The sequence below is a fragment of the Shewanella sp. AS1 genome (assembly GCF_021412565.1).
GTDB lineage: Bacteria > Pseudomonadota > Gammaproteobacteria > Enterobacterales > Shewanellaceae > Shewanella.
Genome location: NZ_JAKCLJ010000013.1, coordinates 47,407 through 74,149, shown reverse-complemented (window position 1 = coordinate 74,149; position 26,743 = coordinate 47,407). Strand labels below are relative to the sequence as shown.

The window sequence follows — 26,743 nt, the reverse complement described above, 5'->3', positions numbered from 1 at the left end:
CTGCTTACTTGTCCTGTGTCGAATGGGCGCGAGTACGATCTGCATGTTCACGCTGCAGTTCATCATCCTTGCGCCAAAAATCAAAAAAGTTAAACCATTGCAGTGGTTCCCGCTTGGCGTAATGTTCGAGTCTGCCACTGTAACGGGCCACGGCTGCTGTTAATCGCTCTGTGCGTCCGGTGCGCGGGCCTTTGAGCGTTTCGGCAAAGTGTTCCAGATGCACCCGGTAATGTCCCTGCTCCCTGAGACAAAACATCAGGTAGACGGGGCAATCCAGCAGGCCCGCGAGAATAAAGGGTCCCTGGGGGAAGGGCGCAGGTTTACCCATAAAGGGCGCGTAGATCACCCGTCCTTCGCTGTTGGAGGAGGTGCGATCGCCGGCAATCACCACTAACTCGCCCTGGGCAATTTTCTCATGCAGCAGCATGGAGGTGCTGGGCCCAAGTTCAGTCACCTGGATAAGGTTGAGATCGCTGTCGGGATTGAGCTGTTTCAGCACCCGGTTGAAATTCTCCGCATTCTGAGTCAACACCATCACATTGACTTTCACCTTGCGCTGGTGGATTGAAATCGCGCGGCACAGCTCCAGGTTGCCCAGGTGAGAAACCAGCAATACCGCACCTTCACCGCGCGCCAGGCGTGAGGCCAGCAGCTCGCGGTCGGGAAAATCTACCTCGCTGAGCTTGATTCGGTCGCACCAGGCATCGATACGATCCAGCGCCGCATTACCGAAGGCGAGAAAGTGTTTCAGGCTGTGGTGCCAGCTGACTTCGCCCGGCAGCTGCGGATGATTGGGCGCCACATGCTTTACTTGAGTTAAAAAGTTTAGCGAGGCCTGACGGGCGGCCTTGCCGCTTAAGAAGAAGTAAGCGATCACCGGATACATGATTGCGCGGCAAAGCCAGTGTCCGCCCAGCTTGTAGCTGCTTGCCAGTAATTTGATGCCCCAATAGCTGCCGCGCTCGCCTATGTTTGACCAGTGCTGATTGTCCGATGATTTGGCGCGGCGCTGCAACAGAGTTGGCAGGCGCGTCAGCATGCCAAAAAACAGCTTGGTATGCATGAGGGAGATACGGACATTGTCTTTCACGCCCTGAAAATGGCTGCTGCCATCTTCTGGGTAGATCACCTTAGTGGGCAGGTGCAGGACATCGACCCCTTGCCAGTAGAGCTTGACCATGATTTCGATATCGAAATCCATGCGCTCGCCTAAGGTGTGCTGGAGAAACAGGGTTTCGGTCGCGGCCAAAGGATAGATGCGAAAGCCGCACATCGAGTCCTGAATATCTAAGCTTAAGGTCTCCACCCATACCCAGAAATGGGTAAGGTAGCGGCCATAGAGTCGTCCCTTGGGGATAGACTCATCATACTGGGGCAGGCCGGAGATCAGCGCCTTGGGATGATGCTGGGCGGCGGTGATCATGGACGGAATATCATGGATATCGTGCTGGCCATCGGCGTCTATTTGCAGCGCATGGGTAAAGCCATCGGCGTAAGCGGCGCGCAGCCCAGTGGTGACCGCGGCGCCTTTACCGCGATTGTAGGGGTGATGCAGCAGGGTAACCCAAGGGTACGCGTGGGCGAGCTGCTGCAACAGGTTGCGAGTCGGCTCGTCGCTGCCATCGTTGATCAGGTAACAGGGCAGATTCAGGTGCGCCAGGCTCTCCAGGGTCTGCTTGATCGCCTGTCTATGGTTGTAATTGGGGATGACTAACGCCAGACGCATTAGCTTACCGCTCCATCTTGCTGCTTACTTTCACTCTGTGCTGTGCTCTCGCGCTGACCTGTAGCGTCTCGTTTGTCGCCCTTGAGCTGAATTCGCCCCGAGCCGAAGCGCTTTTCCTTATCATAATAGGCGAAGGTCAGCTTATGTTTACTGGCATTGTGGCTTATTTTCAGACAGACCTGAGTGCCGGGCAGCATCAGCTGCTGGAACTTGAGCACTTCCAGGGTCTCCACTTCCGGCAGATAACCGAACTCTTGTGCGCCGAGTTGGGTTGCCCAGTCCAGTTGTGTCACACCTGGCAGCACAGCCTGCTCGGGGAAATGGCCCTCAAAGTAAGGCAGATCGACGGCGATGGCTAGTTGCCACTCGACGCCATCTTCCAGTTGTGTCTTATTGATAATGAGCGGTAGGTTCGACTTAATCATGAAATAACTCCAGCAGATCCTGGGCGACCAGTTTTCCCTGACTATTGGTGGGTAACTGATCCGGATATCGCCAGCGGCGGGGCAGGGTCACCCGCTCGAACTGAGTCAACAGATGACTTTTTAGCTGGTTATTTACTGCCAGTTTGCCCTCATCGGCGAGCATCTTCCTACCCAGTACGGACAGAAGGATAGCGGCGCCCAGCATCACTCTTGGCTGCTCAAGCACGAGCAGAGCAGCTTTAGAGACCAGAGGGTGACTCTGCAGCAGGTTTTCCATCTGCACCAGACAGATGCGTTTCTCTTCAATTTTGACTATGCGATCTAGCCTGCCCAGCAGACGAAACTCCTGTCCATTGAGCTGGGCTATCTTGTCATCGCACTTCAGCCAGTTATCGTCCGCCAGATAAGGGGATTTGAGCAGCAGGGCGCCATCGGTTTCATCTTGCTTTATCTGATGGGAAGCAAAGGCGCGCCAGGGCTCGTTTTCACTGTACTGGCGCCGATAGGCGATGCCGCCGGTTTCTGTGCTGCCGAACACCTCAATGGGCGGCATGCCATAGCAGCGGGCGATATCGGTCGCCGCCTTATGGCTTAATGGCCCGCCCGAGCTGAATACCAGGCTGGGCGATCTCAGCTGTGGCTGATACTCCAGGGCTTCCGGCAGGCGCGATAATTGCGCCGGGCTGCTGATCAGGCACAGATTAGGAAACAGGCTAGTGTAATAGGTCAAGGTTTCCGGGTATTCCACCAGATCGCTCAGAAACGGGCGACTGGCGGCCAAGGGCCAGAGCACCTTGAACAGCAGACCATAGATATGCTGATGGGAAACCGTGGCGATGACGCTGCAATGGGGCAGGTGGGCGGCAAAGGTCTGCTCCAGCACACTGACCTCGGCATCGAGCTGATCCAGCGTCTTGGTTATCGCCTTGGGCTGACCGCTGCTGCCAGAGGTAAACAGGATCAACTGTCCCAGATTGTCACTCTGAGGCCAGCTTACTTCGGCTTGTTGCAGCTCTTTTTTCAGTGGCAGAAAGGCTTTGCCTTCACACAGGCAGGTGTCCGATAAGATGCCATCAAACTCATGGGTTAATTCGCTTAAGGTACCCGATTGGGTATTACTGGGGAGAATAAGCTCTTTGCCCGCTAACAGGCCGGCGCACAGGCCAACGGCGAACAGATCGCTGCTGTTACAGGCCAGTAGCCAGCGTTTCGCTGGCAGGGCATGCAGGGCGTTATACAGGGCGGCGACCTGCGCCGTAAAGGCGCTGCCGTTGACAATATCATGGTGATTGAAACTGATCAGTTGCTGGCTCGATGGGCCGCGAGACAACCAGGTTTTAAGTAACTTAGTCATGATTTTTTTAACCACAATGTTCGATATAGCCATTCTCCGCCGAGCAGGGCACCGATCAGCAGATAGGCGATAAAACCGTTATAGAGGGTCCAGATCTCCAAATTGGCAAAGCGGGCCGTGTAAAAGGCCGCTAGCCCGTTGACGATAAACAGCCCACACCAGATCAAGGTTACCCTGTTTAAATAGGGAATAGCTTCATCGGGCAGATCTGGCTCTTTCAATCTCGCCAGGCGTTCTATCATGCTGGGCTGGTGTTTGAGGGAATAGCCAAACAGAGCGAGCAGGGTCAGATTGATCACCACTGGATAGTAGAGCAACCAGTCGTTACGCTTGGCAATAAAGCTGCCTGCGGTCAAACCTATGCCGACAATCACAGGGATCAGCATGGGTTTTAGCTGCCGCTTAAGCAGCACCAGTCGCAGCAGTAACACAGCACACAACAGCAGCGCAATCATCCCGGGTGGCAAATAGTGGAGGCCAAAATAAACGGCCACCGGATACCCCAGTAGCAGTAAGCCTGTGACCAGTTGCAGCAGTTTGTGCATTACTGCTTAACTAGTCCTTCGATAGCCAGCACCACATCTTCGACCGTTCTGACCGCCTTAAACTCTTCGGGCTGGATCTTCTTACCTGTCAGTTGCTGCAGTTTAATCACTAAGTCCACCGCATCTATGCTGTCGAGATCTAAATCTTGATAGAGGGAGGCCTCCATCGTGATATCGTCAGCATCGATTTCGAATTCATCCACTAAGATCTTAGTGAGCATGGCTAGGATCTGTTCACGATTTTGCATCTGGCCTCCTACACACGCTGAGATTCGATAAAGCGAGCCAAACTGGCAACACTGTAGAAGTGTGCCTTGGTTGCTTCAGAGTTGGCTTCAATTTTTACATCAAATTGCTTCTTGATGGCTAAGCCTAGTTCGAGGGCGTCGATAGAGTCTAATCCCAGGCCATCACCAAACAGAGGTGCATCGGTTTCAATATCTTCGATGCTGACATCTTCAAGATCTAAGCAATCAATGATGAGTTGTTTAATTTCATTTTCTAGAGTCATAGTGGCTATCAAGTTGTTGTTTATAAAAATGTTCAAGATCTCGTGTCAGTTGACGCGCCATCTTGGCTTCTGTGCCTATCTCTTCATAATAGCGGATATGCGGTATGGTTTCGCCTACTTCCACATTCATGCCGATTGTCTTGCGGGGGATCTCATACCAAGGTTGTTGCTTGGTGAGCCCCACCGCATTGGTGCGCAGCACCACAGGGATAAGGTCGGTATGGGTGCGCAGGGCAATATTGGCTGCGCCCCTGGCGAAATCATTAATCACAGCGTCGATATGGGTGCGTGTGCCTTCGGGAAAAATAATCATATTGGTTCCCTGGGCTAACACCTCCTGGCAATCCTTGAGCAGCAGATCTGCGCCGCGATTGGGGATATAGCCAGCGCAGGAGACCACGCCCCGCAGGAAGGGATTACGCCATAATCCCTGCTTGACTATGCAACTGACGTTGGGCATCAGGCTGATCAACACCACCACATCCACCAGGGTTGGATGGTTAGCGATAATCACCTTACCCTTGGCCTGTTCCAGTCGTTCAATATGCTCGGTTGTTACCTTAAGAACGCCGGCCCAAGTCAACATGGCGACAAAGCCTTTAAACATAATATGCACAGCTCTTTGCACCCTGGCAATACGAGCCTGCTCACTGCCGGGCCAGATCCTCAGCAGGGGAAGAATCGTCAATGAGCTGAGCAGGCCACCTAGGCCGAAGGTGATATAACAGCTCACCCCACCCAGCCAGCGAGGAATATAGGCGACCCCCGTCAGATGGGCTGCGCCCTCAGATGAATATTGAGCCGTCCTGGTCATGGGGTTATTTGCCAGATAAATTGATTTAATCGGCCATGCAGGAGCTGTTTGCTGGCGATAGCATGTAAGAGTTCGCCATAACCTATCTGCGGCGTATTTTCTTGCTCGCTCGCCTCTGGCTGGGTGTCGATTGTAAGACCCATAGCTCCAGCGGCTTCTGGGTTATCGAGACTGAGCTGCAAAGCCAGTGCGATGGGCAGCTCTGGCTCATGGGTATACGCTTTATAGATGTCGGCTACAGGCTCATCGCCATAGACTAGCAGCAGGGATGAGTTGTCTTCACACAATTGACCATAGGCTTCGATTAATGCCTGCTCCAAAGTGATTTGCGCCGCGGCTATTGAGGTGGAAGGTGCGCGGTTATCCGTGAGAATACTGAAAATCCCGCTGGCGGTATTATGCACCGACTGACTAAAACCGATAGGCGAGATAGGCTGATTCTGAATAATCTCCTGCAAGAGATCCACTGTGCGGTTGAGCTCGCCATGGCGGGAGGCAAAAATAGTACGACAGTTAGCTGGTGCCTCGCACTGAAAGGCAACATCCAATAGCATCTTAGTGAGTTTGCTGTAGCGCCTGCGCTGCATGGTCGGAACCTGTGGTAACTTAGGCACGGCGAGCTTGAGATCCTCTGTCTCTGTCTTATCTGGCCAAGCTTGCCAATCTGTTAACTCTTGATAGTTTGGAGACCAGGCACCCGCTGAGTGGATGCTGAAGGTTAACTGCATACTTTGCCTCTATGTACAGCGCGAAGCCGTGATTTTCCGTATCATGATCAGTAACCACATCAATGGCATGTGATTCATTTATTCTACACTGAAAAGGAGAATTAACGAATGGTTTTATGTTGCACCCTTGTTGTAAAAAGCAGCAAAGAAAACTAAAAAGCCCACGGTTTAAGGTGGGCTTTCCTTCAGGTAATCAAATTACTTCTGCAGTTGCAGTTTTAGCTTGCGTAGCGCAGCTTTCACTTTCTTACTGTTTTGTGGCCCCATACGGATCATGAGTTTCTGAGCGTTTGGCAGGGCTTCCAGCTCAGGATCGACAAACTGGTAATTCACGCTCACGCTGGTGACCTCGATGGGATGTTCGATAATGGGCGCGGCCAGCATGACATCGATCGCTTTAAGCATGCGATCATCGAAGTTCTGATTGTTATACCCCAGTTCCTCGAAGGCCTCGTTCAACAGGGGAGAGAGTTTTTTGTATGTCGCCATTAACTCCTGGTCATTGAGGCCGGCAGCAAAGTCAGCGTAGAGATCATATCTGTGGTAACTGTCTGGATTAAGATAGGTTTTGTCTGTCACATCCGACACACTAAAGCTGCCATTGGGGGCTTTTAGCGGGCTCACTTTTCGGGCTAACTCGCCTTGTGCCAGATTGTCCACGAATACCACGAAATGGCGTACTATATCTTTCTCCACCAGGATCGGGTCGATCTTCATGCCGTCGGCAACCTCGAGCGCTTGCTCGGTGACATAACTATCACTCTCTGCCAAGGCGGGCAGGGGAGTGGCTTCCACTTGCGGCTCAACAGTCGGCGTGATGAGCTCAGGCTCGGCTACCAGCGCCACTTCTGGCTCAGGCACCTGGGCATCTGTGACTAGGGGTTCTTCGGGGATCTCTGTCGGCAGGGTGACAGGTGTTTGCAGTTCAGTCTGCGGTGCCTCATCCTTGCTATTGAGGAAATAATAGATGCCGCCCGCCACCATGAGTAGGATGACCACAATGGCAATGGTAAGTCCGCTTGCGCCACCGCGTTTTTCCTGGGGGGCAATTCTATCTTCTTGATTGACTTGCATGAGAGTTCCTTGAGGTCGCTAGTCTTGCTTAGGCCGCATTGTGTATTGTGCTTGCTCCATTGTGCAAAATTGCCGGATTTTGTCTAGGTCTCTGAGGCTAAATAAAAAATAATTAACCTAGTAGCTTATACAAGAGCTAACACAAGAGCTGGCACAATAACGCTTTCAGTATAAGCAATTTGTGCTCGATCAGGCCTGGACGTATTGCTGCCGCTCGCCGAGCCAGCGCAGTATGATGTTATCCACATTGTTTGGCACCTGCTGCATTACGTGCTGCGCCAGATTTTGGGTATGGGGGATAAGCGCCTGATCGCGGATGAGATCGGCAATTTTCATCTCCACCAATCCTGTCTGTTTAGTGCCTAACACTTCTCCTGGCCCGCGGATCTCCAGATCTTTCTGGGCGATCACGAAGCCATCGTTGCTGTCGCGCAGCACCCCGAGGCGCTTGGTGGCCGTGTGGGACAGAGGCGCCTTATACATGAGCACGCAATGACTGGCCACGGCGCCACGACCGACTCGTCCTCTGAGCTGGTGCAGTTGAGCCAGACCCAAACGCTCGGGGTTTTCGATGATCATCAAGCTGGCATTGGGCACATCGACGCCGACTTCTATCACAGTGGTCGCCACCAGCAGGTGCAGTTTGCCCGCCTTAAAATCGGCCATCACCTGCTGTTTCTCGGCCGGTTTCATCCGGCCATGGACTAGGCCTATGGCCAGTTCCGGTAGCTGTTGTTTGAGTTCTTCAGCGGTATCTTCGGCGGCCTGACACTCCAATACCTCGGATTCTTCGATCAGGGTGCAGACCCAGTAGGCCTGACGACCGTCGTTGAGTGCGGCCTGTCGCACTCTGTCTATCACGTCGCTGCGGCGTAGATCCGGCAGGGCGACAGTGGTGACAGGCGTTCTGCCCGGCGGTAGCTCATCTATGATGGAAGTATCGAGATCCGCATAGGCTGTCATGGCCAGGGTTCTGGGGATAGGTGTGGCCGTCATGATCAGTTGATGGGGGTGAAAGCCTTGGCTGATCCCTTTTTCTCTCAGTCCTAGCCTTTGGTGCACACCGAATCTGTGCTGCTCATCTATGATGATCAGTGCCAGTTTGTGAAACTCGACCTGTTGCTGGAAGATAGCGTGGGTGCCGATAATGATATGGGCCTCACCGCTTTTTATCTGTTCAAGGGACAAGCTGCGGGCTTTGCCCTTTAGTTTGCCCGCCAGCCAGCCGACCGTGAGTCCAAGGGGTTCAAACCAGGCGCCGAAGTTGGCCGCGTGCTGTTCGGCCAGCAGCTCGGTGGGCGCCATCAGGGCCACCTGATAACCGTTTTCTATCGCCTGCAGTGCCGCCAGCGCGGCGACCAGGGTCTTGCCTGAGCCCACATCGCCCTGTACCAGGCGCATCATGGGATGAGACTGCTGCAGATCGCTGCCTATCTCTGCCACCACACGTTGTTGGGCACTAGTCGGCTGAAAGGGCAGTGATGCCAAGAAAGGAGTTACCAGTTGTCCCGTGCCGGCCATGGCGACGGCAGCGTCCTGATTGCTGCGCTGTCTGAGCTTTAACATGCTCAGGTTATGGGCCAGCAGTTCTTCCTGAATTAACCTCTGCTGAGCCGGATGGGTGCCCTGTTCCAGTTCAAACAGTGCCACATCGGCGGGTGGGCGGTGCAGCAGTCTTAAGGCATCGACCAGAGAGATGCGATTGGGCTGCAGATTGCCGGGCAGCAGCTCGGGCAGCTCATTATCACTGAGCAGGGCTAAGGCTTGATCCGTCAGTTTAATCCAGCTGGCCTGTTTTAATCCCTCGGTGGTGGGATAGATGGGGGTCAAGGTGTTGCTCAGACTTATCTGGCTGTCCCCTTGCATTACCTTATAGTCGGGATGAATGATCTCTTTATGGTGTTTGCCGCGGCGTATCTCACCATAGGCGCGCACTTTCGCGCCCTGAACAAAACCGTTGCGCTGTGCCATGGAGAAGTTAAAGAATCGCAGTGTCATTATGCCAGTCTCATCTGTGACTGTGCAGGTGAGCATGCGCTTGCGCCCGGGGATGATTTGCGATGACTGAATGGTCGCCTCTATGGTGCCGTAGCTGCCGGGATAGAGGGCATCTATGGGGTAGATCTGGGTGCGGTCTTCGTAGCGCAGCGGTAGGTGAAATAATAGATCCTGTACGGTTTTGATGCCGAGCTTATCCAGTCGCTGCGCCATCTTCGCCGCCACGCCTTTCAGGTCGGTTACCGCCATCAGATCGAGTCTATCCACGCTGTACCTTTTGTTGGGTTACTTATTGGATTCGTTGGGTTATTGGGCCAGAATCAGAGTGATTACTGTAAATATATACATATACTATCAGAGTTCAAAATAAAAAAGCACGCTAAGCGTGCTTTTGTCTCAGTAGCGGGAGAGATTAAATCTCATCTTCCCAGCAAATTTTACCGCCGCGCAGGCCATCGACCTTATCGCTGAAGCAGCTCTCGAGCACGTGACGCTTGATCTTGAGCGTCGGGGTGAGCACGTCGTTATCCACATCCCAGGGATCAGTCATCACCACTATGGCATCCACAGTTTCGTGGGATTCCAGATGGGGATTGACACTGTCCAGTGTCGCCTTGAGTGAGCTGCGCACCTCTTCTCTGGGCTGCATTTTAGCGCCTTCTGAAAGCTGTACCAGTGCCACTGGATGGGGCAGGCCTGAGCCTATGATACAGATCAGCTCCACATGGGGGTCTTGTGCTAGTTTACGTTCAATCGGCACTGGCGCCACATACTTGCCTTTGGCCGTCTTGAAGTTGTCTTTCACGCGGCCTGTAATGGTAACGCAGCCGTCTATGTCGATTGAACAGAGATCGCCGGTGCGGAAATAGCCCTCTTCATCGAAACTGCTGGCCGTGGCTTCTGGCTGTTTGTAATAGCCTGTCATCAGACCCGGACTCTTCACCAGTAGCTCGCCGCTCTCTGCCTGTTTAATGCTGCAGCCTTCTATTGGTCGCCCTACCGTGCCGATTTTACGGGCGTCGAAGGGGTGGTTAATGATGGAGTAGGCGCTGTTTTCCGTCATGCCCCAGGCTTCACAGATATTCAGGCCAATCTTGTGATACCAGGCGATAAGCGATGGCGGGATCGGCGCAGAGCCTGAGCCAAGCAGATTACAGTGATTTAAACCTAATCCCTGATGGATCTTCTTCTTCACTATGCTGCTGATGATAGGCAGCTTAAGCAGCAGGTTAAGCTTGGCATAACCTATCTTGTCGATAATGTTTTTCTGGAACAGGCTCCACAGACGGGGAACCGAGAAGAACACAGTCGGCCGTGCTCTTTGCACATCGGCCACGAAGCTGTCGAGGCTCTCGACAAAGGCAACGCAGCTGCCGGAATAGAAAGAGGAGCCTTCGATAGCAACGCGCTCTGTAATATGGGCTAGCGGCAGATAGGAGAGCAGGCGATCATCTATACCCGTCTTCAGGTCGCGTACCACGGCCTTACAGGTCCAGGCATAGCTGGCGAAGGTCTGAATTGCGCCCTTGGGTTTACCTGTGGAGCCTGAGGTGTAGATCAGTGTCATTATCTGATCTTCGGTAATGGCAGGCGTATCCACTAAGGGCTGACCCATTTTCAGCAGCGTCTGCCACTGATATTGCGCCGGCATAGTGTCGTAAGGCATGGCCATACGCAGCAGATCGCCGCCAACACCGGCTTCCTGATCGGCCCAGTAATCCAGCTTACCGATAAATATCGCCTTGGCTTCGCTGTGCTCCAGCACATAGCGAATGGTATCGGCATTAGCCGTAGGATAGATGGGGACGCTGATATAACCGCCATGCATTAATGCCAGATCGGTAATGAACCACTCGGCGCAGTTCTTCGACAATATCGCGACCTTGTCGCCAGGCTCCAGCCCCAGGTGGCGCAGCGCACCGGCAATCTGTTGCATCTTTTGCTGTACTTCACGCCAGCTAAAGTCAACATATTGGCCGTTAATCGGCTGTCTCAGGTAGATGTTGTCCCCATATTGTTCGACCCACTGTTTGAGCATGTCGACGGGAGATTTGAATGATGAGTCCATGGTTATTCCACTTTATTTTAATGTTTATTGAGCCGCATCGTCTTGTTAAGTTAATCGAAATTTCTTAATCGCAGCTTAAGGTTTTATGCTGCGTTCAGGCTCAGAAATCCCCCAATTAATGAACCGCAAACGATCATTATGCGCGTCATTGAGTATGGCTAATATATTAGCGGATGACAATTTCTTTGCACTGAGAATCAGTGGGATATCAAAGAATTTGAAATTGGCGTACACCCAGACAGGGTGCGGTCTAGAGGTCAGTCCAGTACAGGTTTGGTACTGAGTTTTACATTCGTTTTTCTATTCGCTTTTGCACTCACCTTGGTATTAGATCTCCGCCTCGGGGTCCGGAGCGCGCATTCGCTGCCACCAGTCGGCATCGGCCACGATTTGCCCTTGCTGATCTATGCGCGGATAGGGGATCTTCTTACGGCGGCAGGCTTTGGCGTAGATGGGATGGCCCTGCTCAAACAGCATGGTCTGACAGTAGGCCTCATCCAGGGTGCGTTTGCCATACATGCCTGCCTGGGCGCGCTGACGCTGGGCTTCATACATGATGAGTGCTGTCGCAACCGACACATTGAGCGACTGCACCATGCCTATCATAGGGATGATGATCTGCTGATCGGCAATCGCCAGCCCCTCTTCGCTGACGCCATCACGCTCATTGCCCATGATAACCACAGTGGGTTTGGTGTAGTCTATCTCGCGAAAATCCACTGCAGTTTCAGAGAAGTTCGTCGCCAGGATTTGCATCTTCTGCGCCTTAAACTGCGCCTTGGCCTCATCCATATGGTAGTGCTTGATGGTTTTAACCCACTGCTGGCTACCAGAGGCGGTATTGCCTGAGACCCGCATCTCGATATCGGGCCAGACGGCATGAATTTGATGAATACCGACTGCATCGGCGGTACGGATCACGGCAGCAATATTATTGGTCTTGTGCACCTGATCCAGACAAACTGTTAGGTCAGTTTGGCGGTTATCCAGCATCTCATTGATGCGTTCGAAACGTTCTGGGCTCATGGGATATCAGTTATTCGGCTCTAAAAATCAGAAAGTTAAAAAAACAAAGGGCGCCTGAGCGCCCTAAATTGATTGGCTGATTTACAGCTCCATCACGCCGTCCATCTCAACCTGCGAGTCTTTTGGCAACTGCTTAACGCCGATGGCGGCACGAGCAGGGTAAGGCTGAGTAAAATACCGGCCCATGATCTCGTTGACCGTGGCGAAGTGACTTAGGTCAGTCAAAAAGATATTGAGTTTAACGATATCTTTGAGCGAACCGCCAGCGGCTTCACATACGGCTGTTAAGTTATCAAACACTTGCACTACCTGGGCCTCAAACTCATCGCTGACCAGCTGCATGGTTTCAGGATTGAGCGGGATCTGCCCTGAAAGGTACACAGTGCCATTCACTTTTACCGCCTGGGAATAAGTTCCAATCGCTTGTGGTGCCTTGTCGGTTGCGATAATAATTTTTTCTGCCATAACCATCTCTCTTTTTTTGTTGTGATTATTGTTTTGCTTTTAGGGTTAACGATTACGCGATGTGCGCAGCACCTCGGGCAGTACCCGGATACGGCGCATCACATTGGCTAAATGGATCCTGTCTTTGACCGAGATCCGTAAGTTGATCAGGAAGACGCGACCATCGCGCTCCTCTGTACTCAGGTTGTGGATATTAGATCCTTCACCGGCAACAATCGAGGTAATTTTCGCTAAGGCACCCTGATGGTTGACCAGTTCGATGCGCAGATTGGCCTGGAACTCCACACCTTCGGCATTGTCCCAGTGCACCGGAATATATTTATCAGGTTCGCCCTGATAGCCGCGAATATTGGCGCAGCTTTCCATATGGACTACTAAACCTTTACCTGGGCTGACGTGGGCGATCACCGCATCGCCGGGAATGGGGCGGCAACAGTTGGCGAAGGAGACCAACATGCCTTCGGCGCCGCGGATCGGCATCATATTGGCGTCTTTGTGCTCATGGGGCTCGACCCTGTCACCCTTGAGGCGCTGGGCGATCACTATGCTCATGGCGTTGCCTAGACCGATATCGGCCAGCAGGCTGTCGAGGGTCTTATGTTTGGTCTCTTTGACTATCTTGGCGATCTGCTCGGGGGCGATATCGCTCAGCTTGACATTGCCAAGGGCATGATTGAGCAGGCGCTGGCCTAAGATCACCGCATCGTCCGCCTTGAGGCTCTTGAGCACTTGACGAATTTTTGCGCGGGCCTTACCTGTGACTACAAAGTTAAGCCAGGCGGCATTGGGACGTGCACCTTTGGCGGTAATAATTTCGATAGTCTGCCCTGAGATAAGCGGCTGACTTAAGGGATAAGCCTGACGGTTGACCCTGGCGCCGACACAGGTGTTACCCACATCGGTATGCACTTCGTAGGCAAAATCCACCGCGGTGGCGCCCACAGGAAGTTCCAGAATGCGTCCTTCCGGCGTAAAGACGTAGATCTCTTCGGGGAAGAGTTCTGTTTTGACGTTTTCCACAAATTCAAAGGAGGTGCTGGCACTCTGTTGTAGTTCCAGCAGGCTCTGCATCCATTTGCGGGCGCGAACCTGAGTGGTGGTGCCCTGCTGCTGATCGCCGTTCTTGTAGAGCCAGTGAGCCGCGACCCCTTTATCGGCCATCTGATCCATATCTTCGGTACGGATCTGTATCTCTACCGGCACGCCGTGAGGGCCAAACAAGGAGGTATGCAGAGACTGATAACCGTTGGCCTTGGGGATGGCAATATAATCTTTAAAGCGCCCGGGTCGAGGCTTATAGAGGCCGTGCATGGCGCCCATCACACGGTAACAGGTGTCGATGGAGTCCACGATTATCCTAAAGGCGTAGATATCCATCACCTCTTGGAACTGCAGCTCCTTGTTGCGCATCTTGTTGTAGATGGAATAGAGGTTCTTCTCGCGGCCTTTGACTGCGCCTTTGATGCTGGTGTCTTCAAGGCGGGTCTTAATTGCCGCCTCTATGCTTTGAATCAGCTCTTTACGATTACCACGAGCGGCTTTCACTACCTCTTTGAGCACGCGATAACGCATGGGGTAGTAGGCCTGAAAACCTAAGTCTTCCAGCTCCGTCTTGATGTTGTGGATACCCAGACGGTTGGCTATTGGTGCGTAAATCTCTAAGGTTTCACCGGCGATACGACGGCGCTTGTCCGGTCGCAGTGCGCCTAGGGTGCGCATGTTATGGGTGCGGTCGGCGAGTTTGATAAGGATAACCCGAATGTCCTGGGTCATGGCCATCATCATCTTGCGGAAGTTTTCTGCCTGGGCTTCTTTCTTGTCGCGGAATTTAAGTTTGTCCAGCTTAGAGACGCCTTCCACCAACTCGGCCACCGACTTACCAAATAGCTCGGTTAGTTCCTCTTTGGTGACAGGGGTATCTTCGATGGTGTCGTGGAGCAGGGCTGCCATCAGCGTCTCATGGTCGAGACGCATATCGGCGAGGATGCGGGCAACCGCAACCGGATGGGTAATATAAGGTTCGCCACTGGTGCGCATCTGGCCTTCATGGGCATCACGCGCGACCTGATAAGCCCTCTTGAGTAATGCAATTTGTGTCGGTTCTAAATAGTTCGACACAGACTCATTGAGACCTTCAAACAGATACAAGTGGCGACACTCCTATAAAACGTTGCGGCCTTCTGCGATGGCGGCAACGGCAGCGATTTCGGCTGCTTCACGTTCGCGGACAGTCTGACGCTCATCGGCATCAAGCGTGTCGGCTGTGACTAAACCTTGTTCGATTTCGCGTAGCGCGATAACCGTTGGTTTGTCGTTCTCTTCTTCAACCATAGGGTCTTTGCCCTGCACAGCGATTTGGCGAGCACGACGCGCTGCAACCAGGATCATATCAAAACGGTTGCCGATTTGGTTTACGGCGTCTTCTACAGTAACGCGAGCCATGTATTGAAACTCCAGTGATTATGGGTGAAAAAATGACGCAAAATTGTACATGATGACAGTTAATCTGCCAACAGATCATTAAGCATATCATTTAGAGCATGAATTTGACCAGTACGAGAGAGGCGTTGGCTGCGAATAATTGCTTTTATGTCGGTTTGCGCCTGTTTAAAGTCGTCATTGACTATGATGAAGTCATATTCATCGTAGTGGGAGATCTCCGAAGTGGCCTGTGCCATGCGTCCGGCGATCACCTCTGCGCTGTCCTGACCACGGCCAGTGAGGCGGCGTTCGAGTTCGGCTTTCGAGGGGGGCAGAATAAAGATGCCAATCGCTTCTGGCATCATCTCTTTGACTTGCTGAGCGCCCTGCCAGTCGATATCGAGAAACACATCTATGCCTTTATCCAGCATCACCTGAATGGCTTCGCGGGAGGTGCCATAATAGTTGCCAAAGACTTCGGCCCATTCGAAAAAGGCATTCTTGTCGATCAGCGTTTTAAATTCATTAACAGAAACAAAATGATAATGCTCGCCGTTTACCTCTCCAACCCTAGGTTGGCGTGTGGTGTGGGAGACTGACACCTTCATATCGGCGGGATTATCCTGCAATATAGCAGAGAGCAGAGAGGACTTACCGGCACCACTAGGCGCTGAAATGATAAAGAGGTTTCCGCGGGCGGTCATTTGTTTGCTATCCAAAGGCTGATTCGTTTAAGGTAGCCGCGCATTATACAACCTTGCGGTAAAGTTAGGCTAGTGCTTTCATAATGCGGCCGAGCCTCTGCTGAAGATGTGGGGCGGATCACACAGGCGTTAAGCTCAGGCTCAGTTAAGGGCATTATGCTTGGCCGATTTAAGATTTGTCGCTTTAGCCGCTCAATGACTATGCTGTTTGTATTGAAAGTGGCCGCTTGAGCCAAGGTTATCGAATGATTTTATGGGATATGGCGTTATGCAGTTAAACACCTTTTTTTGCCGTCAGGGCGTAGACAGCAATGTACGATTTGCACTGATCACTATTGTGAGTGTGTTATTGGTGTCTCTGTTTGATCTTTTGCTCGCAGGCCATGGGTTCATTATCTTCCTCGCCTTGGGTGCAGCCTTAGTTGCCAGTTTGAGTGCCTGGCGCCGCCTGCAGGGGCAAAAGTCCCCCTTGTTTTTACTGCCGGGCGGGGCTCTGCTGCTCCTTGGGTTAGCTTACAGCTTTAACTGGCCTATTCTACTTGGATTCAGTGTGTTGCTCGCGCTGGTCGCCATAGTGCTGATACTGCGCCGTCCTATGCCCGTCAGCAGTTTTCAGGGCGACGGCTTGGGTTATCGTGGCCCAAGAATGACAGCATCGAATCTACGCGCCACAGGTCAGCGTCGCCGGGTCGAACCCAGATTCGCCTATGATGAGGCTGTCGATACTGCCTCTTTTGTTGCTGACGATTTCACTGTCGCGACACCAAATGAGCAGGCACCAAGCGAGCATGCCAGGTACGTGTTCGATGATGCGCCCTTAACTGGCGCAGGTAACACTGATGCTGTTCACGGCGCTGCTGTTCAAGGCGGTGCTATTCACAATGCTGCGGATGAGAATGAAGAGGCTGGTGACAGGGGCTATAACCGCTATCACGAGCCTTCTCAGTCGGGGTCTTTATCTGAACTGCTCAGCACTTGGGGCGGCCTACTTGCTAGGCTGGTAAGTGATATTCTTCTCTATCTGAAAACCTACCCGAAAGCCGCGATAGTCACCTGTGTGGCTCTGGTACTGTTTACGTCGGCTTGGCTAATCTACCCCAGCGGCGACAATAGCGAGGTGCAGACGGCGCAGTCACAACCTTCGCCCCAGACTATGGCTCAGTCTCAGGAAAATGCGCTGGTGAAAACCGCCACCATGCCCGATGGCTTTAGTGTGCTGCTTGAGGGGGATGCGTTGGCACTGAGCTGGCTGGGCGAGCGGGGAGAGCCCGGGCTTATCTGGTCGCTGGCCACCGCCAAAGGGGATCGCAGCTGTCAGGCGCTGACCTTTAACGATGGCACTCAATATCGTCCCATCGAGGTAAATTTGTTGGCCAATACCTCGACAGTGGCGCGTTTCTCGCCATTGGATACCCAGGCGATAATAAAAGATATTGCCATGCGTGGCAGTCTGAAACTCTGTGGCTATCAGTTCAGTCTTAAGGGGAGTCAGGCGGCATTAGCCAAGGAAGCGGCCTTCAGGCCCTATCTATAGGCAGAACTGATAAAATCGAGTCGAGACGAGACTATCCCTTGCTGGTGTTCTCCATTCGAACCGATTAGACTAGGCGTTCACACTTAAATTGGCGCCTTTGATGCTCGGTTTGTTTGGTCAATTATGCTAACCACAGATTTATCTTCTGATAACGATACTGTTTCAACGACATCATCACTCACCTTAGTGGTGATGGCTGCAGGGCTTGGTAGTCGTTTCGGTGGTGACAAGCAGCTGGCACGGCTCGGCCCCAATGGGGAAACCATGCTGGAGCTCTCCATTGTCAGGGCCGTTAAAGCCGGATTTGGCGCAGCTGTGATAGTGACTCGCGCCGAACTCATCTCTCCTCTGCAAGCCTTATTAGCCGATCTGCCTGAAGGCTTTGCGCTGCACTTTTGTGAGCAGCGGCTGCTGGACTTGCCCAGTGAGTGTCTTGCCATTGTGGGTGATGGGCGTTATCGCACTAAGCCCTGGGGGACGGCTCATGCACTCTGGAGTGCCCGTCACTTAGTCCACGGCCCTATGGTGGTGATCAACGCTGATGACTTCTATGGCGAGAAGGCGTTTGCCTTGATGGTACAAGGCTTTGCGCGCGATCCCGAGCAGTGGCAGATGGTGGCTTACTCTTTATCTGAAACCCTGTCCGAAAACGGCGGCGTGAATCGCGGCATTTGCATGACAGAGGGTGGTTATCTGATCTCGGTTGAAGAGTGGCTCGATATCCGCTGGCAACAGGGAAAATTGCTAGGACGACATCAAGATAGGCTGGCCGAGTTAGCGCCTATGAGTTTGGTTTCTATGACCTGCTGGGGATTTACTGCGCAAATATTTACCCAGTTAGCGCATTCCTTAAGTGAATTTGTTAAGGTATCTGGTCTGCAAGCCGCCAGTGAATGCTATCTCCCCGCTGTCGTGCAGGCGTGTTTAGTGTCACAGCCGTGCATTCCTCAAGATGACGGCGCAGCGATTGCCAGGCAAGTTTATGTCAACACAACCGATGAGACATGGCTAGGTGTGACCTATCCAGAGGATAGCGTGTGGGTGAAACAAAAATTATTGGAGTTAATGGGTTGATCGAACTTATTCGGCAGCAGGTGCTGCCACACTTTGGTATTGCAATGGATGCCAAAGTTGCCCCACTTGGAAATGGCCATATCAATGATACTTTTCTGGTGCGATGGCAATCCGGTGAGATGGTACTGCAACGCATTAATACTCAAGTATTTACCCTGCCTCAGGCCGTGGTTAACAATGCCGATAAAATTGCCCAGCATCTGCATCGCCAGGTGCAGGCCGGGGAATATAGGCTTAAGGTAGTTGAGCCTCTGCCCACGAAAGAATCGCAACTCTTTCTCGAATTAGGCGATGCTGGTTTCTGGCGGGCGATCAATTATCTGCCCCATAGCCATAGCATCGAAGTCGTGAGCGATGAACAGCAGGCTTACTCTGCCGCCCAGGCGTTTGGCCATTTTTCCCGCGCCCTGAGTAGTCTGGATGCCGCCGGGATTGAAGACGTGATCCCCCATTTTCATCATTTGCCGAATCGCATCGAGCAGCTTAAAGTCGCCGCGCAAAAGGACAGTGTTGGCCGCTTATCCGCTTGCCAGCAGTGGGTGGATTTGGCCCTGTCGCAGCAGAGTCTGCTGGATGAATTAGCGCAGCTGAGTGATAGCCTGCCGCTGCGGATCTGTCATAACGACACTAAAATCAACAATATGCTTTACGATAAGCGTGACATGAGCAGTCTGGCGATTATCGATCTCGATACCTGCATGAAAGGTCATTTGATGTATGACTTTGGCGATATGGTGCGTACCTTCACCTCACCGGAAGCGGAAGACTCGACCAATCTTGAAAACGTCACTGTGCGTGAGTCGATATTTGCCGCTATCTGCCAGGGATACTTGAGCGAACTCGATCAGGTGCTTAGCCATGCAGAAAAGCAGAGTCTCTGGCTCGGCGCCCGGGTCATCTGCCTTATGATAGGAGTGCGCTTTTTGACCGACCATCTCAATGGTGATGTCTATTTCCATATCCATCATGAGGATCACAATCTACAGCGGGCAGCCAATCAGTTTACCCTGTATTTAAGCCTGTTAAGTCAGCAAGATAGCTTACTTACCTATTTCGAATAAGATGACCTGACTCAGGAAAAATGCGGAAATGGGAGATCCGACCATTTCCGCTTTTATTGCTTGAGATCAACTTAACCCCATTTCCTTCTATTCAGCGCTGTAAATGCAAGCGCTTACGCCATACACTGCACCCAGATTTATCGATGCGGAAGAAAATAATGGCACCAAAAGTTTGTAACACAGCGTTAGAAGCGGTCTCAATTATTGAAAGTGGCGAGACGCTCTGGACCCATTCGATGGGCGCAACCCCGAAAGTCTTGCTCGATGCATTGGCACAGCACGCACTGACAAGAGAAGATTTAACCCTGCTGCAACTGCACACAGAGTGCGCCGAATCCCTCAGTGCGCCAGAGCTTAAAGGCCACCTGCGCCATCGTTGCTTCTTTGGCGGTTTACCCACACGTGAGCTGCTGCAACAAGGGGATGCGGATTATGTACCGATTTTCCTTTCTGAAGTGCCCAAGCTGTTTCGCTCTGGCGAGCAGCGTATCGACACCGCCATTGTCCAAGTGTCACCGCCGGATAAACACGGGATCTGCTCATTAGGGATCTCGGTTGAGGCCAGCTTGGCTGCTTGTCAGGTGGCGGGAAAAATTATCGCTCACATTAACCCGCTTATGCCGCGAACTCATGGCGACGGCTTTATCCATTACGATAAATTTGCCGCCGTTTATACCCAGAGCGAACCCTTACCTCAGCATCCGCTGGCGGCCAGCGATCCAACCAGTGTGGCCATAGGGCAAAACGTGGCAAAACTGGTACGTGACGGCGACTGTCTGCAGATGGGCATAGGCGCCATTCCCGATGCGGTATTATCTTGCCTGACAGAGCATAAAGATCTTGGGGTACATACCGAGTTGTTCTCCGATGGCGTGCTTAATCTGGTCGAGCTTGGGGTGATTAATAACAAGCGCAAGAAAGTACACACAGGCAAGACAGTCACCGGCTTTGCCTTGGGCAGTCAGCGCTTATACGACTATGTCGATGACAACCCATCCGTGGTGTTTATGGATATTGAGCAGGTCAATGACACCTCCATTATCCGTAAGAACCCTAACGTGATGGCGATTAACTCGGCCCTGCAGGTGGATATCTCGGGGCAGATCTGCGCCGACTCACTCGGCACTAAAATCTACTCAGGTGTGGGCGGTCAAATGGACTTTATCCGCGGCGCCGGCCTGTCAGAAGGCGGCCGCTCTGTGATCGCCCTGCCAAGTACCGCAGCCAGTGGCAAGGTCTCGCGTATAAGCACAGTGCTCTCCCCCGGTGCAGGGGTGGTGACCACCCGCGCCCACGTACATTACATAGTGACGGAATACGGCATCGCTAACCTGCGTGGCAAATCCCTGCGCGAACGCGCCCGTGCCCTCATCGACATCGCCCATCCAGATTTTCGAGAGCAGCTCGCTCAGGAAGCCTTCGATGTTTGGGGATTGACCGTGTAGTCTCCATGAGCTAAATAACGAAAAGCCTCAGAAATGAGGCTTTTTTGTAGCAGTGGGAATACTATTCCACGTTCTGGATCTGCTTGTTGTATATGTTAAATGAATCCTTATAAAACAGTGCTTTGTGTTTGCATTGTTATTTTTTTTCGATTAGTAACCTTTTTAGTAACCGAATTGTAGAGTACTAGGATTGATTGCTTGGTCTTTCTATTATAAGAAACGAGACATTTACTTAGCTTCAGAAAATCAGACTATAAACTTAGCTTTTTTGCTGCATGTTACTTCAGTCATTGGCCGTCATTCCTTTGTTCCATAGCATCCCTTCAAAGTGCAATGGTTGCTTTATCCTTCAACCTCTAAAAAGTATTACTTGTACTATTGGTTTTGACTAGCCCAATTAAATGCCAAAAAATTACTTAACGAATACCGATTTTGGCTAAATAACCAGCCACCCAATTGCTTTGGCTAGTCAATTGGAAAGCTTGCGCTTGTTCTCGTGTGACTTCTCGTAATGGCTGATAACCATGACCATGCTCATCGGCACCAAAGCGAAAATCAGAGGCTTTAAACGTCGTAAAATCAACGCCATCACGTTTAAATACCCGTAGATTCATATAGTGCAAGTATTCACTATAAAGTACGCCGTCAGAAGTCAGTACAGCCACCTTAGACCATGTTCTGTGAATTGCATCGGCAATAAAATAACGGGCTTGTAAAGTTACTTTTGGGGGGGCTGAAACTAACTTCGGTTCAACTAACTTAAAAGTTGGTAAGGTGTTTTCAATATCGTAACGCCAGCAAGCCACGGCAATTAAACAAGTAATGCACTGTGCACAGCTTTGTTTGTTGGCGTCAGACGCAGCATGAGTTCCAATATTGCCCATCTTACGAATAAAGTGCATTTGGGTCACTATAGTGTCAGACACCTGACCGTTAAGTGAGGCAATGCGGTCATTAAGGCCATAACCTTCGGCCTGCTTTACGCTGTTAACAATGTCTTCTAATAACGCACGGCATTTACTTAATGAAATAGCTGGGTCTTCACGCATGTGGGTAGCGGCAAACAAAATGCCTTTGCCTAAATGCGCATTCTTAGCTGTAATCTGGTTAATAACGTCAATCATAATAACTATTTGCAACCCGTTTCTTTTGTTAAATTAATTTAGCTAAAACCTTATAGAGTTTAAGCACAAGATTCAGGTACCACCGCCAAGTCCTTTTCCTCCATTACCTGTTGAACTGTATAGCATCCCCCCGTGACCTATCCAGCACTTTGAGGGTTCATTCAGTATTTCATCATTTTGGGATTTTTTAGGTTTAAAGCTAGCAGGTTGAGTTTTTTCAGTAACCTGCTTCTTTATAGGTAAACCATCTGATAGCTTGTAATAGCGGCTAGTATTAGCCTTTCCACTCTTTTCTAATATATCAAGCCAAAATTGCCTATCAAGTTTAGGGTTGATAGGTTTCTCTATAGTATTGTTGATATCATGTGATGCTTCGGTCTGAAAAATTTCAATTTTTTCAGCATTGTCATCTTTTCTCTGTATATTATTTGTCTCGCTAGCGTGTTCCAACTCAATTTTTGTCGGTATATTATTAAGTTGAGCTCGTGTTTTGTTAGAGGGACGTGTATCTTTCCATTCCTCAATATTCGTATTTAACCCGTTATCAAGGTTAGAGCTAGGAAGACGATCCGCATTGCATTGTAATGTATCCTCATTGGTGTTCTTGTCCCCCCAAAGCAACTCGTCCCGTAGTGCACAACTTTCAGCCAAGTCATTTTTTTTACTTTGTTTGCGAATTAAATTAATAATTCTGCAGAAATATGTTTTCCAGATGCTCATTACGACCCCATGAATTTAATATTTTAAATTTTTAAATATGGCAAACTAACAATCACCACTTACGTGATTACTTATTAGTGTTGGTTTTTTAGCTGTTTTCCTCTTTGCTAATTTGGCTGCTAATGCAAGCGCTTCCCGTTCGGCTTTAATACGCTCAAGCAAAGCCTGTGTGCTGTTTTCGCCGCTAATGAGTTCAGGGTTAGCGGCGCGCCAATCGGCGGTGAGTTCGCCTCTGAAGGCTTTAGCGAGTATCGACTGGGTGAGATTGTTGACCCGTGTTTGTGCTGCATTGACCTGCGCTTCGAATTTCGCATCTGCTAGGCTCACTTGTGGATACTGGCCGAGCGCATAGAATTTACGTTTACCATGAATGGTATAGCGCACTTCCCATGATGCTTTCCCCGCGGTCTGTATACGGATATACAGCCCATCCCCAACTGGCTTTCTGAGCAATCCACCTGATTTAATAATAGCCTTAATCTGTTTGTCATTCATGCAGTTACACCTAAAATGGTTACTAATGTTGGATTTTATTGGTGATTTTATGGTTACTAACTTCATTAGTAACCGTTTTAGTAACCACAAACATCTTAACCGTGATGAACAACTATAAAACAGTGGAAAATAAAAAACCCTCTTAAATAGAGGGTTTGGCATTGATTTTTGAACTATTTAGAACAGTTAAAAACGTTATTCTACGTTTTGGATCTGCTCTCGCATCTGCTCGATAAGGACTTTAAGTTCTACTGCGGCGGCGGTGACTTCTGAGCTGATGGATTTTGAGGCGAGGGTGTTGGACTCGCGGTTGAACTCTTGCATCATAAAATCTAGGCGTCGGCCCTGGGCGCCGCCTTTCTTAAGGATGCGGCGGGTTTCGGCGACGTGGGCGTCGAGTCTATCCATCTCTTCGGCGACATCCATCTTCTGGGCGAGGATCACCAGCTCTTGCTCCATTCTGGCGGGATCCAGCTCTCCTTGAATTTCACTCAGACGGTTAGTGATCTTATCGCGCTGCCACTGCATGACTGTGGGCATATGTTCGCGGACTATGGCGACCTGCTCAACTATGGCGTCGAGACGCGATTCCAGCATGCTTTTGATGGCATCGCCTTCGCGACCACGGGCCTGGATAAATTGCTCAATGGCGCCGTCGAAAGCCGATAGCAGTTCTTTTCCTATGGCATCCATGTCCTGTTCGCTGCCGGACATCACACCGGGCCAACGCAGCACATCGACAGGGTTGATTTCGCCTTGTCCGGCTTGCTGTTTAACCCAGTTGGCGGCCTGGATGATCTGGCTTGCCAAGGCCTGATTGAGCTGAAGCTCGCTGTTTTGATTGTCGGCTAAGTCGTAGCGCAGATTGACCTCGACTTTACCGCGATTTAACCGTTGACGCAGACGTTCTCTTAGCACAGGTTCTAGGCTACGAAGTTGCTCAGGCAGACGCAGGTAGGTTTCAAGGTAGCGCTGGTTGACTGAGCGAATTTCCCAGGAGGCGGTGCCCCACTGTGCTTTGTGCTCGATGCGAGCATAGGCTGTCATGCTTTGGATCATGAAGTATTCCAACTAGTTAAATCGATGAAGTAGGCTTGATTATAGTCCGATGGGGCAGAGGGTTAAAGTAAAGTCTTAGTCTTTGGACATCGGCTTGTGAATAACATGGCATCCCTGGCCGTGAACCCCTATAATATGCAGCCAAATCTGCTTATCTATCTAATCAATACAGGAATTCCCTATGCGCCCAAGTGACAGAACGCCCGCTCAATCACGCCCAGTGACTATTACTCGTCAATTTACCGCTCATGCAGAAGGGTCTGTTTTGGTTGAATTTGGTGATACTAAAGTCTTGTGTACCGCCAGTTTTACCGAAGGTGTGCCACGTTTTCTCAAGGGGCAAGGCCAGGGCTGGGTGACGGCGGAATATGGCATGTTGCCACGTTCGACCCACAGCCGTATGGACAGGGAAGCGGCGCGCGGCAAGCAGTCGGGTCGTACTCAAGAAATTCAACGTCTTATTGGTCGTGCGCTGCGTGCCTGTGTCGATATGAAAGCCCTAGGCGAAAACACTATCGTTATCGATTGTGACGTTATCCAGGCCGATGGCGGCACTCGCACCGCGGCGATCACCGGCGCCTGTGTGGCTCTGGTCGATGCGCTGAACTGGGCGCGCGGTAAAGGCATTATCAAGACCAACCCGCTGAAATTCCTGATCGCGGCCGTGAGTGTGGGGATCTACAAGGGCGAGCCCATCTGCGATTTGGAATACGTGGAAGACAGCGCCGCCGAAACTGATATGAATGTGGTGATGACAGAAACAGGCAAGATCATCGAGATCCAAGGCACGGCAGAGGGTGAACCTTTCAGCCATGAAGAGCTGCTCAGCCTGCTGGATTTGGCCAAGCACGGCATTCGTGAAATTGTGGATGTGCAGAAGGCGGCATTGAGTTAATCGCCTTAATAAGGGCCCTGCGGGGTCCTTTTTTTAGAATAAGAATCAAATCAAACATTACCCTATTGTGAGGAAAGATTGTGAAAGCCTATCAGCGTGAATTTATTGAATTTGCCCTTGAACGTCAGGTACTCAGGTTTGGCGAATTTACCTTAAAGTCAGGCCGTACCAGCCCCTATTTCTTCAATGCTGGCCTGTTTAATACAGGCCGTGATCTGGCGCGTTTAGGTCGTTTTTATGCGGCGGCGCTGGTGGATTCAGGCATTGAATATGATCTGCTGTTTGGCCCAGCCTATAAAGGCATTCCTATCGCAACGACAACGGCCGTTGCGCTGTGCGATCACCATGATATCGACCTGCCTTACTGCTTTAACCGCAAAGAGAAGAAAGATCACGGCGAGGGTGGCAGTTTGGTGGGCAGCGAGCTTAAAGGCCGCGTGATGCTGGTGGATGATGTGATCACTGCAGGTACGGCTATTCGTGAGTCGATGGAGATCATTCAGGCGCACAATGCCGAGTTAGCCGGGGTATTGATTGCACTGGATCGTCAGGAGAAAGGCAAGGGCGAGCTGTCGGCGATTCAGGAAGTTGAGCGTGACTTTGGCTGTGCTATCGTCTCGATTATTAAGCTTGAAGATCTGATCAGCTATCTGGCCGAGAAACCAGGCATGGAAGCTGAGCTGGCTAAGGTTAGCGCCTACCGCGAGCAATACGGCATTTAATCGTTAAATCCGCACACAAAAAAACGCTGCATCATGCAGCGTTTTTTATGCCAGTCTGTTGCTCGAAGCTCGAAGCTCGAAGCTCGAAGCTCGAAGCTCGAAGCTCGAAGCTAGTTACTCAAAAACTCGGCGCGGGTGGCGGGGTTAGATTTAAAGATCCCGCCAAGAGCCGTCGTTGTGGTCGAGCTGGTAGAGTCCATCACACCGCGGGATTTAACGCAGTAATGCACGGCATCCATCTTCACCGCCACATCTTTGGTTTCCAGCAGAGTTTGCAGCGCGACTAATACCTGCTGGGTCAGACGCTCCTGCACCTGTGGTCGCTGGGCAAAAAAGCGCACGATACGGTTGATTTTCGACAGGCCTATAATGTTCTTGCGCGGCAGATAAGCCACTGTCGCCATGCCATCTATGGTGACCAAGTGATGCTCGCAGGTACTGGTGAGGCTGATATCTTTCACCTTGACCATCTCATCGAAGCCCATCTTGTTTTCGATGACGGTGATCTTGGGGAAATTCTCGTAATTGAGGCCGGAGAAGATCTCATCCACGTACATCTTAGCGATCCGCTTTGGCGTCTCGATCAGGCTGTCATCACGCAGATCCAGCGACATTAAGGTTAAGATTTCGCGCATGTGGTGCTCAATCTTGTCTTTGCGTTCATCTGTGCTGAGCTCACAAGGGAGCATAGGGGTTTCGAGTCCCCGTGCTAATAATGCACTTTGCACCTGCTGTGCTGCTTCACTTAATGCCAT

At 51.3% G+C, this 26,743-nt stretch carries 27 protein-coding genes; 6 read left to right on the top strand and 21 right to left on the bottom strand.

Translation table 11 applies throughout. The annotated features are described in order from the left end of the window. Window positions 1–4: 4 nt before the first annotated feature. From LZP69_RS14425 to gmk, 16 genes are all read right to left on the bottom strand, one after another. Entirely contained in the window at window positions 5–1,726 is a 1,722-nt protein-coding gene (locus tag LZP69_RS14425; protein ID WP_234201417.1) for a glycosyltransferase family 2 protein, read from the bottom strand. After that, window positions 1,726–2,151, bottom strand: coding sequence for an ApeI family dehydratase (locus LZP69_RS14420; RefSeq protein WP_234201416.1), 426 nt, complete (start codon window positions 2,149–2,151; stop codon window positions 1,726–1,728). Before LZP69_RS14420 ends, LZP69_RS14425 begins: the two co-directional genes overlap by 1 nt. Continuing rightward, a complete protein-coding gene (locus LZP69_RS14415) occupies window positions 2,144–3,505 on the bottom strand; it encodes an AMP-binding protein (RefSeq protein ID WP_234201415.1) in 1,362 nt (453 codons plus the stop codon). The genes LZP69_RS14420 and LZP69_RS14415 overlap by 8 nt, the downstream gene beginning before the upstream one ends. Further along, entirely contained in the window at window positions 3,502–4,050 is a 549-nt protein-coding gene (locus LZP69_RS14410; RefSeq protein WP_234201414.1) for a hypothetical protein, read from the bottom strand. The genes LZP69_RS14415 and LZP69_RS14410 overlap by 4 nt, the downstream gene beginning before the upstream one ends. Then, the gene (locus LZP69_RS14405) at window positions 4,050–4,298 is read right to left on the bottom strand and encodes an acyl carrier protein (protein ID WP_234201413.1); all 249 of its coding nucleotides are present in this window, start codon (window positions 4,296–4,298) and stop codon (window positions 4,050–4,052) included. The genes LZP69_RS14410 and LZP69_RS14405 overlap by 1 nt, the downstream gene beginning before the upstream one ends. Window positions 4,299–4,306: 8 nt before the next feature. After that, the gene (locus LZP69_RS14400; protein WP_234201412.1) at window positions 4,307–4,561 is read right to left on the bottom strand and encodes a phosphopantetheine-binding protein; all 255 of its coding nucleotides are present in this window, start codon (window positions 4,559–4,561) and stop codon (window positions 4,307–4,309) included. Beyond that, a complete protein-coding gene (locus LZP69_RS14395; protein ID WP_234201411.1) occupies window positions 4,545–5,375 on the bottom strand; it encodes a lysophospholipid acyltransferase family protein in 831 nt (276 codons plus the stop codon). The genes LZP69_RS14400 and LZP69_RS14395 overlap by 17 nt, the downstream gene beginning before the upstream one ends. Then, a complete protein-coding gene (locus LZP69_RS14390; RefSeq protein ID WP_234201410.1) occupies window positions 5,372–6,103 on the bottom strand; it encodes a beta-ketoacyl synthase chain length factor in 732 nt (243 codons plus the stop codon). Before LZP69_RS14390 ends, LZP69_RS14395 begins: the two co-directional genes overlap by 4 nt. Before the next feature lie 198 nt (window positions 6,104–6,301). Next, the gene (locus tag LZP69_RS14385; protein WP_234201409.1) at window positions 6,302–7,177 is read right to left on the bottom strand and encodes a DUF3014 domain-containing protein; all 876 of its coding nucleotides are present in this window, start codon (window positions 7,175–7,177) and stop codon (window positions 6,302–6,304) included. Between the two features lie 189 nt (window positions 7,178–7,366). Continuing rightward, the gene (recG, locus tag LZP69_RS14380) at window positions 7,367–9,442 is read right to left on the bottom strand and encodes an ATP-dependent DNA helicase RecG (protein WP_234201408.1); all 2,076 of its coding nucleotides are present in this window, start codon (window positions 9,440–9,442) and stop codon (window positions 7,367–7,369) included. 145 nt (window positions 9,443–9,587) lie between these two features. Next, window positions 9,588–11,243: an AMP-binding protein gene (locus LZP69_RS14375; RefSeq protein ID WP_234201407.1), complete on the bottom strand. Its 1,656-nt coding sequence runs from the start codon at window positions 11,241–11,243 to the stop codon at window positions 9,588–9,590. A gap of 327 nt (window positions 11,244–11,570) precedes the next feature. Next, window positions 11,571–12,269, bottom strand: a complete 699-nt coding sequence (trmH, locus tag LZP69_RS14370) for a tRNA (guanosine(18)-2'-O)-methyltransferase TrmH (protein WP_234201406.1) — start codon at window positions 12,267–12,269, stop codon at window positions 11,571–11,573. Between the two features lie 81 nt (window positions 12,270–12,350). Then, on the bottom strand, window positions 12,351–12,734 hold the full coding sequence (locus LZP69_RS14365) for a RidA family protein (RefSeq protein WP_234201405.1): 384 nt from the start codon (window positions 12,732–12,734) through the stop codon (window positions 12,351–12,353). Between the two features lie 45 nt (window positions 12,735–12,779). Continuing rightward, window positions 12,780–14,882, bottom strand: a complete 2,103-nt coding sequence (gene spoT, locus LZP69_RS14360) for a bifunctional GTP diphosphokinase/guanosine-3',5'-bis pyrophosphate 3'-pyrophosphohydrolase (protein WP_234201404.1) — start codon at window positions 14,880–14,882, stop codon at window positions 12,780–12,782. A 12-nt stretch (window positions 14,883–14,894) separates the two neighbouring features. Beyond that, the gene (gene rpoZ, locus LZP69_RS14355; RefSeq protein WP_234201403.1) at window positions 14,895–15,176 is read right to left on the bottom strand and encodes a DNA-directed RNA polymerase subunit omega; all 282 of its coding nucleotides are present in this window, start codon (window positions 15,174–15,176) and stop codon (window positions 14,895–14,897) included. Window positions 15,177–15,235: 59 nt separating this feature from the next. Then, window positions 15,236–15,859 (bottom strand): guanylate kinase, encoded by a 624-nt coding sequence (gene gmk, locus LZP69_RS14350; protein ID WP_234201441.1) that lies wholly within the window; start codon window positions 15,857–15,859, stop codon window positions 15,236–15,238. A 268-nt stretch (window positions 15,860–16,127) separates the two neighbouring features. On the opposite strand from gmk, the gene LZP69_RS14345 reads away from it, so the two are divergent. The 4 genes from LZP69_RS14345 (at window position 16,128) to LZP69_RS14330 (ending at window position 20,973) form a co-directional block, all read left to right on the top strand. Next, window positions 16,128–17,393, top strand: a complete 1,266-nt coding sequence (locus LZP69_RS14345) for a hypothetical protein (protein ID WP_234201402.1) — start codon at window positions 16,128–16,130, stop codon at window positions 17,391–17,393. 123 nt (window positions 17,394–17,516) lie between these two features. Further along, a complete protein-coding gene (locus tag LZP69_RS14340; protein WP_234201401.1) occupies window positions 17,517–18,467 on the top strand; it encodes an NTP transferase domain-containing protein in 951 nt (316 codons plus the stop codon). After that, complete coding sequence (locus LZP69_RS14335; protein ID WP_234201440.1) at window positions 18,464–19,528, top strand: phosphotransferase enzyme family protein; 1,065 nt, start codon at window positions 18,464–18,466, stop codon at window positions 19,526–19,528. The genes LZP69_RS14340 and LZP69_RS14335 overlap by 4 nt, the downstream gene beginning before the upstream one ends. A 158-nt stretch (window positions 19,529–19,686) precedes the next feature. Continuing rightward, window positions 19,687–20,973 (top strand): acetyl-CoA hydrolase/transferase family protein, encoded by a 1,287-nt coding sequence (locus tag LZP69_RS14330; RefSeq protein ID WP_234201400.1) that lies wholly within the window; start codon window positions 19,687–19,689, stop codon window positions 20,971–20,973. A gap of 416 nt (window positions 20,974–21,389) precedes the next feature. Here the strand turns inward: LZP69_RS14330 and LZP69_RS14325 are convergent, their stop codons facing one another. From LZP69_RS14325 to LZP69_RS14310, 4 genes are all read right to left on the bottom strand, one after another. Beyond that, window positions 21,390–22,112 carry a DUF4145 domain-containing protein gene (locus LZP69_RS14325; RefSeq protein WP_234201399.1) on the bottom strand — a complete coding sequence of 241 codons (723 nt, stop codon included), beginning with the start codon at window positions 22,110–22,112 and terminating at the stop codon, window positions 21,390–21,392. 57 nt (window positions 22,113–22,169) lie between these two features. Next, the gene (locus tag LZP69_RS14320) at window positions 22,170–22,817 is read right to left on the bottom strand and encodes a hypothetical protein (RefSeq protein ID WP_234201398.1); all 648 of its coding nucleotides are present in this window, start codon (window positions 22,815–22,817) and stop codon (window positions 22,170–22,172) included. Window positions 22,818–22,862: 45 nt separating this feature from the next. Further along, window positions 22,863–23,312 (bottom strand): Arm DNA-binding domain-containing protein, encoded by a 450-nt coding sequence (locus tag LZP69_RS14315; RefSeq protein WP_234201397.1) that lies wholly within the window; start codon window positions 23,310–23,312, stop codon window positions 22,863–22,865. 195 nt (window positions 23,313–23,507) lie between these two features. After that, on the bottom strand, window positions 23,508–24,371 hold the full coding sequence (locus LZP69_RS14310; RefSeq protein ID WP_234201396.1) for a YicC/YloC family endoribonuclease: 864 nt from the start codon (window positions 24,369–24,371) through the stop codon (window positions 23,508–23,510). A 181-nt stretch (window positions 24,372–24,552) separates the two neighbouring features. Here LZP69_RS14310 and rph point away from each other — a divergent pair, with 181 nt between their 5' ends. Both rph and pyrE read left to right on the top strand, forming a co-directional pair. Further along, window positions 24,553–25,266, top strand: coding sequence for a ribonuclease PH (gene rph / locus LZP69_RS14305; RefSeq protein WP_234201395.1), 714 nt, complete (start codon window positions 24,553–24,555; stop codon window positions 25,264–25,266). Window positions 25,267–25,346: 80 nt separating this feature from the next. Next, window positions 25,347–25,988 (top strand): orotate phosphoribosyltransferase, encoded by a 642-nt coding sequence (pyrE, locus tag LZP69_RS14300; RefSeq protein WP_234201394.1) that lies wholly within the window; start codon window positions 25,347–25,349, stop codon window positions 25,986–25,988. A 110-nt stretch (window positions 25,989–26,098) separates the two neighbouring features. Here the strand turns inward: pyrE and folE are convergent, their stop codons facing one another. Next, complete coding sequence (folE, locus tag LZP69_RS14295) at window positions 26,099–26,743, bottom strand: GTP cyclohydrolase I FolE (RefSeq protein WP_234201393.1); 645 nt, start codon at window positions 26,741–26,743, stop codon at window positions 26,099–26,101.

Coding starts and splice junctions, on each gene's coding strand:
- LZP69_RS14375 (WP_234201407.1), bottom strand. CDS start 11,243: ATGGACTCATCATTCAAATCTCCCGTCGACATGCTCAAACAGTGGGTC.
- LZP69_RS14415 (WP_234201415.1), bottom strand. CDS start 3,505: ATGACTAAGTTACTTAAAACCTGGTTGTCTCGCGGCCCATCGAGCCAG.
- LZP69_RS14410 (WP_234201414.1), bottom strand. CDS start 4,050: ATGCACAAACTGCTGCAACTGGTCACAGGCTTACTGCTACTGGGGTAT.
- trmH (WP_234201406.1), bottom strand. CDS start 12,269: ATGAGCCCAGAACGTTTCGAACGCATCAATGAGATGCTGGATAACCGC.
- LZP69_RS14365 (WP_234201405.1), bottom strand. CDS start 12,734: ATGGCAGAAAAAATTATTATCGCAACCGACAAGGCACCACAAGCGATT.
- LZP69_RS14385 (WP_234201409.1), bottom strand. CDS start 7,177: ATGCAAGTCAATCAAGAAGATAGAATTGCCCCCCAGGAAAAACGCGGT.
- LZP69_RS14405 (WP_234201413.1), bottom strand. CDS start 4,298: ATGCAAAATCGTGAACAGATCCTAGCCATGCTCACTAAGATCTTAGTG.
- folE (WP_234201393.1), bottom strand. CDS start 26,743: ATGGCATTAAGTGAAGCAGCACAGCAGGTGCAAAGTGCATTATTAGCA.
- LZP69_RS14315 (WP_234201397.1), bottom strand. CDS start 23,312: ATGAATGACAAACAGATTAAGGCTATTATTAAATCAGGTGGATTGCTC.
- LZP69_RS14320 (WP_234201398.1), bottom strand. CDS start 22,817: ATGAGCATCTGGAAAACATATTTCTGCAGAATTATTAATTTAATTCGC.
- LZP69_RS14340 (WP_234201401.1), top strand. CDS start 17,517: ATGCTAACCACAGATTTATCTTCTGATAACGATACTGTTTCAACGACA.
- rpoZ (WP_234201403.1), bottom strand. CDS start 15,176: ATGGCTCGCGTTACTGTAGAAGACGCCGTAAACCAAATCGGCAACCGT.
- LZP69_RS14330 (WP_234201400.1), top strand. CDS start 19,687: ATGGCACCAAAAGTTTGTAACACAGCGTTAGAAGCGGTCTCAATTATT.
- LZP69_RS14400 (WP_234201412.1), bottom strand. CDS start 4,561: ATGACTCTAGAAAATGAAATTAAACAACTCATCATTGATTGCTTAGAT.
- LZP69_RS14310 (WP_234201396.1), bottom strand. CDS start 24,371: ATGATCCAAAGCATGACAGCCTATGCTCGCATCGAGCACAAAGCACAG.
- rph (WP_234201395.1), top strand. CDS start 24,553: ATGCGCCCAAGTGACAGAACGCCCGCTCAATCACGCCCAGTGACTATT.
- LZP69_RS14345 (WP_234201402.1), top strand. CDS start 16,128: ATGCAGTTAAACACCTTTTTTTGCCGTCAGGGCGTAGACAGCAATGTA.
- LZP69_RS14395 (WP_234201411.1), bottom strand. CDS start 5,375: ATGACCAGGACGGCTCAATATTCATCTGAGGGCGCAGCCCATCTGACG.
- LZP69_RS14425 (WP_234201417.1), bottom strand. CDS start 1,726: ATGCGTCTGGCGTTAGTCATCCCCAATTACAACCATAGACAGGCGATC.
- LZP69_RS14420 (WP_234201416.1), bottom strand. CDS start 2,151: ATGATTAAGTCGAACCTACCGCTCATTATCAATAAGACACAACTGGAA.
- LZP69_RS14390 (WP_234201410.1), bottom strand. CDS start 6,103: ATGCAGTTAACCTTCAGCATCCACTCAGCGGGTGCCTGGTCTCCAAAC.
- gmk (WP_234201441.1), bottom strand. CDS start 15,859: ATGACCGCCCGCGGAAACCTCTTTATCATTTCAGCGCCTAGTGGTGCC.